Below are 7,752 nucleotides of genomic sequence, written 5' to 3' on the forward strand. Positions count from 1 at the left end.
ATGCCTTGAATAAAAAATGCCCTACTGTAATGTAGAGCATTTTGCAACTATTTCTTGCTTAATAAAGCAGCTATTTCAGGTATTGATTGATTGTGTAAAGTAGCTAAGTCATAAGGTGTTTCATTTAAATAAGTTTTACTAATGCGTTTATCAAAGTCATCTACAGCCATGGCCTTATGTGGCTGTCATTTTAAACGAGAATCTAGTTTAAAGTAATCAAAAGTTCTATATACTAGACTTGTAATAAAATCATTTGGAACCTTATTTATAACAAATTCAGGTTCATTATCTTGTAAAATTAGTGGGACAATGAAGTCAAATGTTTCAATTGTTTCATTTGCTATGGTATTTTGTATATCCCTGCTTAGTTGGTCACCTTTCATCGAATCATATAATTGATCAATGTATGCTTGCTCATTACTTGCTTTAGTTTGGTATCTATCAAATTGATCACTAAAGACTTTTTGATAGTATAATTTAAAACTTTCAAAAGAGCTATGCGAATATGCACGATTTGCTGGTACATGTTTTTCTGGTTGATAGTTAATAAAAACCTTATTTGTTATGCCATAAACCATATATAATTCTGGCTTAAGTTCACCATGTTGAACCTTTACAGGAATAGAAATTTTATAAAAGTGTACATTAGGATTTAATTCCTCTAATTTATTCTTTTCAAATTCCGGCTTATAGTCAATATATAATTTATCATTATCTAAGTATGCTAAATCATACTTAGATAAGAAACTATTTTTTAAGGCAACTAATGATTCATGCATGCTGCTTGATAGTTTCTTATCTTCCAGTAATGTAGATAGTTTATTATTTACGTATGACAATTCTTGTACTGTATAACCATTTATAGCTTGCACAAGTTTATCTTTATTTAAGTATGATAAAGGGGCATTAAACTCTGGATCCTTACTTTTAGCGCTAAATTCTAGCTTGTTATTTCAAGCTTGGGCTAGGAAACTTGAAATATTAAATTCATAATTTGGATAAAGCTTATTAAAAATCTGTTCTTCGACATTTCAAGCAGGTATCATTTCTGCTTTTTGATTGCCTTCCAATTGAGCAAGACTAAGAGAAGTGACTAAATCTAGTCCATATTTTCTATTATCTTGCACAAGCTTCTTGTGTTCGTCGCTATATTTAGCTAAATTAATTTTATTTTTACTTTGTAAAATATCCTGTAAGAAATTTATGTTTTTGCCTTCCCCTACAGGAGTAAAAAATCCAATATCTTTATTTGATAAATCCATTTGTTTATATAAAGGTATCGTAATATTCTTATATGCTATATAAACAGTTGGTACCATATCTCCTAGTTTGCTTTTTTTCTCTTCTTTTTTTATAAAATAGGAATCGGAACTATTCATGTAGTTTAAGTAATTATTTACTAAATTAATATTTACTCAAGCTGTTTTATTTATTGTTCCATCTTTGTTGTATATCTTTGGATTTCTGTTTATGGTTTTAATAATTAAATTAAGCGACTTTAAATAAGTTTCTGAAGGATAGTAAACTTCATGATCCTGTGCTGGAATAAATTTTAATACTGCTTTATTTAGCCCATCAAGATCAAAGTTTTTGTTTGGATTTACTCAAAGTAATTCTTTAATACCATTAATTTTGTTCAAATTATCATTCAATTCACTTTTTTCAGTTTGTTGACATGATATAAGTGTGCAAAATGGTAAAAAGGATATTGAACCCAAAAGTAATAATAATGATTTATGTTTTTTCATTTCACCTCTTTAATTTATATACAAGAATTAATTGTATATATAATCATTATAGGCTTATTTTATTAAGTACATTATAAAATTTGATTTCATGTGGAAATTTCCACATGTTTTCCCTTTTTTTCAGATTTTGGAGTTTAAATACTTTAAATTTAGAACCAAGTAAAATAAATAAGAGCATTAGTGAACTCTTAATAAAATTTTTAAACGATACGATCAAACAATAAATGATTTAGATCATTAATTCCAATTTTAATAAAGGAAAGAAAAACGAAACTACCTAGCGCGTAGCTTCGTTAATTTTTTTTATAGTTGGTATATAAATTTTTGCAATATAATGCTTACGATTTTTACCTACAAAAGATATTCATTCAATATTATTTGGGATATCTACATCTAGACTTAAATATTCATCTAAATCCTTGCACAGATTCACAAAAAAGCGTTTATAGAAAATGTACCTTATAGGCGAAATATATATAAAGAATACTGCCATAGATATATAACATATTATGGATGAATATTGACTCATATAAACTTTTTCCTTAACTAATATAGTTAATGTTGTAATTATAAAAAATAATGATGTTAAAGTTGTAGATAAGAAGCCATTAAGTATCATTCATCATATTAATTTTCTTTTGATTAAAATGAGAAGTTTATTTCGTCTTAGTAAATAGAAATCATTTCTAAATTTAAATATGTTATTATTCACATTTTTTTCATCAATAATTTCATATTTTGTATTTATGTAGATTTTCTTTCTGTTTCAAAAGAAATTAACCATACGATATTGTTTATTACATCCTATTGCATATCTATATATTCAAGTATTTTTTACATTTGATTCCTTATTTCACTTATATCTAGGGATATACAAAGGTAAAAAGTCACCTTTTTTATTTTTATATAATCAAATCAGTTTATACAAATTTCAATATATAAATGGATTTATTCAGGCAAAAAGTATTCAATAATTAGATAAATCAATAAAAGCTATAGTCAAAAATAGACTAAAAATAATTGATTCAGTAAGACTTTTTAATACAAATAAATTGTCTTTAAAATTGCTTATTGCCTTATTTGGATTGATTCTTTTTATCATTTTATTTTAATAGGATATGTATTTCTAGCAACTTTTTTTGCACTAAGACTGATATTTCTTCAGATTTCTTTAATTACCACAATAATTATTTTGCATAAAACGAACTAATGTTTGAATGCAAAATAATTTGTTAGAGCAAAATGCTGTTAGTATTGTTACCTTGTAAATTTAATTTATTTTCTTATATCCTTGTTTATATTATTTAACTAATAAAGATGGTTCATCCATTTCTTTTGGTTGCGCTACATGAATGTAGTCTAATACAGTTGGAGCTACATTAGCAAGTTTACCATCTGCTAATTTAACACTTTTATCACTACATACAAACATTACAGGACTTGAAGTGTGTTTTGTAGCTGGTTTACCATTAGCATCTTCAGTAATTTCAGCATTACCATGATCAGCTGTAATAAAGATTGTTACATCATTTTCTTGAGCTCATTTTATAACTCTAGCAATTTGGCCATCTAAGAATTCAACAGCTTTAATTGCAGCTTGTAAGTTACCTGTGTGTCCTACCATATCAGGGTTAGCATAGTTCATAATAGTTACATCAAAATCAAGTGCATTAGCAAGCAATTCATCAGTAATTCCTTGAGCTGACATTTGAGGCGCATCAGCATATGATTCAACTTTAAGTGAATCTACCATGATACGTTTTGAGTTTTTAAACTCAATATCATTTCCACCATCCATGAAGTAAGTTACGTGAGCGTATTTTTGAGTTTCAGCGATTCTTAATTGTTTTAATCCAGCTTGTTCAAGAACTCTACCAATTGGCATTGTAATTTGCATTTCATCAAAGGCAATAATTGTATTAATTCCTTCATATTTCATCATTGAAACAAATTTATCAATGTTTCTTGGGTGTGTTGGTTTTACATCATATAATGGTGATCCAATAAATAAGTGTGTTAATTGTCTTGCTCTATCAGGTCTAAAGTTAAAGAAGATAATTGAATCTCCATCTTGCACAAAGTCTTCTTTAGTTAAGTTAGCATTAATTGCTGGTACAAAGAATTCATCACTAATATCTTGACTATATTGTGCATCAACATATTCTAGTGGTGTATTAAATTTATGATCTGAATTACCCAAAATAGCTTCATAGGCTTTTTCAACTCTATCAAACATTGAGTCTCTATCCATAGCATAAAATCTTCCTGAAATTGAAGCTACATTATATCCGTATTCTTTACATAAAGCATCTAATTTTTCAAATGAAGGTTTAATGCTTCTAGGTGCAACATCACGTCCATCCCCGAAAGCGTGAATTGCAACTTTTTTAACACCATGTACATGTGCTGATTTTAATAATTCAAATAAGTGGTTTTCAAGTGAGTGAACTCCCCCAGGAGAAAGTAATCCCATCACATGTAAAGTTTTATTATTTTTCTTAACAGCTTCAAAAGCTTCAATAAAAGCTTTATTTTCACCAAATGTCCCATCATCTAAGGCTTTTTGAATTAAAGATAGTCCTGTGTATACAACAGTTCCAGCCCCGATATTTAAGTGTCCAACTTCTGAGTTTCCCATTTGTCCTTTTGGAAGTCCTACATATTCTCCAGAAGCTTGAAGCACTGAGTTAGGGTAATTTGCTAATAAATTATCAAATGTAGGAGTGTTAGCTAAAGCAAAGGCATTCCCTTGTTTTTCTGCTCTAAGTCCTAGTCCATCAATAACGATAAGTACAGTTTTTTTCATTTTTTCTCCTTTTAAATTAATTAAAAAAATTATATTGTTTTCTTATAAATATGTAAATAAAAACTTGCAATAATCAAAAAATAAGAAGCCTAAGCTTCTTACTAAAATTATTTATCTTGTACAGCTTCTACACCAGGTAATTTAAGCCCTTGAAGTAATTCAAGAGAAGCTCCACCACCTGTTGAAACATGGGTAAATTTATCTTCCATACCTAGTTTTTCAACAGCAGCAACAGAGTCTCCTCCACCAACTACTGAGTAAGCACCTTTTAATTGTGCAATAGATTCACAAACAGCAAGTGTTCCTTTTTCGTAGTTAACAAATTCAGCAACTCCCATAGGTCCATTTCAAACTACTGTTTTAGCATCTTTTAATGCATTCTTGATGTTTTCAATTGATTTAGGTCCAAGGTCAAGTCCCATGTAACCATCTTTAATTGATCCTTCTTGAATTTCAGGTTCAACATCTTTAAATTCTTTAGCACATGCGTGATCTATTGGTAAAATAACTTTATCACCATATTTAGCTAAGAATTCTTTCGCAAGTTCTACATAGTCGTTTTCAACTAATGAAGTTCCAGCACTTTCTCCTTTAGCTACCATAAATGTATAAGCCATAGCTCCACCAATAATCATCTTGTCGGCAATTTTAGCTAAGTTTTCTAAAACTTGAATTTTATCTGAAACTTTAGCACCACCAATAATTGCTACATATGGGTGTTCTGGGTTTGTAATTACTTTGTTAAGTGATTCAACTTCTTTTTGCATTAAGTATCCAAGTGCAGATTCTTTAATGTTTGAAGAAATTCCAACGTTTGAAGCGTGTGCTCTGTGAGCTGTTCCAAATGCGTCATTAATAAAGACATCACCCAATGAAGCTCAGTAAGCACCAAGTTCTGGGTTGTTTTTTGATTCAGCTTTGTCATTTAAGTCTTCAAAACGTGTATTTTCAACTAAAACAACATCACCAGGTTGCATGTTTGCAACTGTTTTTTCTAATAGTTCACCTCTTGTTTCAGGCACAAATGTAACTGGACGTTGTAATTCATTTGCTAATTCTACAGCTACTGGTCTAAGTGTCTTAGAAGCTAAATCTTCAGCTGATTTAATTCTTCCTAAATGTGAGAATAAAATAACTTTTCCACCTTCAGCAATAATTTTGTTAATTGTTGGTAAGGCAGAAACTATTCTTTTTGTTGATGTAATAACACCATTTTTTACAGGTACGTTAAAATCAACTCTAACTAATACTTTTTTTCCTTTTAAATTAAGGTCATCAATTGTTTTTTTCATCGATATCTCCTCTATGTTATCTTTTGAAATTATATTTTATTTTGAATAAAATAAACTAAAAAATATAGCTTTTTATTGCTATATTTCTAGTATAAATAGTTTGGAATATAAACTAGTTCAAGTAAAAAGTAAAGTGAAAAAATATCTTTTAAAACATCATTATAAACTGCTTTAGTTACTTTTTCTGGTTTAGTTGAATATAATGGAACATCAATTATTCCAAATCCTTGTGGTGAAATAAATCCCATGTAAATTAAATCATTATCAGCTTGTAATTTAATATAGCTAGTATTGGTAAATTTAACGTTTTTCTTTCACATATTAGTTAAGTTTTCCATTGCTAGTGGAGTAAACATTACACGTGCTTTAAGTTCATCATCTGATTTAAGTTTGAAAATCTTATTAAATTCAGGATTTTCAAGTGTAATTTTCTTCATTTTTCCCATAAATGAATCAAAGAATGAAAATTTTGCTCAATGTTTTTGATCAAGCGCTCTGGCATCAATTTTAAGTAATGTAGCATAATAGTGTGTTTCACTGTGGTGAACATTACCTTTTGAGTCAGTATAAGTGGTTTCATAGATTCAGTGAGTGTTAGAAAAATGCGCTGGGTATTTACCATCAATAATTAATGTTTGACATGGTTTAGCTTGAGCTAATCTGGCACCATTTGGAATATTTGAAGGCATGCAGTTTTTATATTCTGACATAGTGAAAACATGAGTATCTGGAGCAAAAGAATATTTAATTCCAGCACTTGGATCATTATAATTTGCACCTTGGAAATCTCAATTAGGTTGCAAAATATCAATTGCCATCTTATATATTTCATCTTTAGAAGCCTTTTGACGAATCATAGAAGAAATACTTTTAGCTGCGCTTAGAGCTTGTCCTAAAAAGATGGCAGCAAAAATAAAGACTGTTAAATTAAGAATTGCTAAAATTACACCTACAATTATTCCACCAATTTTTTCATAAATGCAGCATGGAATAAGGATAGCTAAAGTTATAGCTAATAAAGCTAAGGTAACTGATCCTACAATATAAAATAGTTTAATTGATTTTTTATATTTATCATATAAAGGTGTTTTGAAGCATTCATCAACTATTTTTTGAATAACTGGTAAAACTTTTTGGTCAGCTTCACTTTTAAAGTCTGCATAGTTTAAATAGTCAGCAACGCGTTTCATTGTACTATAATCCTAATTCATTCATATCAACATCTTGTCTAGCTTTTGTTGAAGCTTGGAATAGAGGAGCTGTTGATAATTTCATGTTTGATGAGACAACATTGTCTGGTCAAGTCATAATTTGCATGTTAAATGCATTAACTTTTGAGTTATATAATCTTCTGGCAGCAGCAAGTTCTCTTTCAAGGTAAACTGTTTCTTCCATTAATTCCTTGTATAAACTATCTGCTTTAAGTTCTGGGTAGTTTTCTCCCACAGCCATTAAACGACCAAAGATTGAGTTGTTTAAGCTTTCGATTTCTTGACTATTTGCAGCTGTATTACCTGCTAAAGTTAATGAACGTAATTTAGCTACATCTTCAAATACTTTTTCTTCGTGAATTTTGTAAGATTTTACTTGTAACACGATTTTGTTTAATGTATCTGAACGTTTTTGCAATTGTGTATCAATTCCTGAAGCAGCTTCATTAATTTCATTTTGCATTCTTAAGAATTTGTTTCTACGAACGATGTATCAGATAACTGGAATAATGAAAATAAATGAAGCATAGACAACAACTTTACCTCCTGTTGATGCTTTAGCAGCAACTGGGGTGTTGTCAGCAACTGGTTCTAGTCCTTCTGTGTTTTTTACTTCTGAGTTGTTAAATAAATTTGACATAATTTCTCCTTTCTATTAATTATATAGTTTTTTAAATTGCACTACAGTTATTTTT

At 29.2% G+C, this 7,752-nt stretch carries 5 protein-coding genes; all 5 read right to left on the reverse strand.

The annotated features are described in order from the left end of the window. Positions 1-47 precede the first annotated feature (47 nt). Positions 48-1,748, reverse strand: coding sequence for a hypothetical protein (locus ACNQ2T_RS00195; RefSeq protein ID WP_418035681.1), 1,701 nt, complete (start codon positions 1,746-1,748; stop codon positions 48-50). 1,300 nt (positions 1,749-3,048) lie between these two features. Beyond that, entirely contained in the window at positions 3,049-4,554 is a 1,506-nt protein-coding gene (gene gpmI, locus ACNQ2T_RS00200; protein ID WP_418035682.1) for a 2,3-bisphosphoglycerate-independent phosphoglycerate mutase, read from the reverse strand. Between the two features lie 107 nt (positions 4,555-4,661). Then, on the reverse strand, positions 4,662-5,846 hold the full coding sequence (locus ACNQ2T_RS00205; RefSeq protein ID WP_418035683.1) for a phosphoglycerate kinase: 1,185 nt from the start codon (positions 5,844-5,846) through the stop codon (positions 4,662-4,664). 86 nt (positions 5,847-5,932) lie between these two features. Beyond that, positions 5,933-7,036 (reverse strand): DUF3137 domain-containing protein, encoded by a 1,104-nt coding sequence (locus ACNQ2T_RS00210; protein WP_416755086.1) that lies wholly within the window; start codon positions 7,034-7,036, stop codon positions 5,933-5,935. A 4-nt stretch (positions 7,037-7,040) separates the two neighbouring features. Continuing rightward, positions 7,041-7,697 (reverse strand): LemA family protein, encoded by a 657-nt coding sequence (locus ACNQ2T_RS00215; RefSeq protein ID WP_416755087.1) that lies wholly within the window; start codon positions 7,695-7,697, stop codon positions 7,041-7,043. Between the last annotated feature and the right edge of the window lie 55 nt (positions 7,698-7,752).

The sequence above is a fragment of the Mycoplasma haliaeeti genome, from assembly GCF_048284645.1.
GTDB lineage: Bacteria > Bacillota_I > Bacilli_A > Mycoplasmatales > Metamycoplasmataceae > Mycoplasmopsis.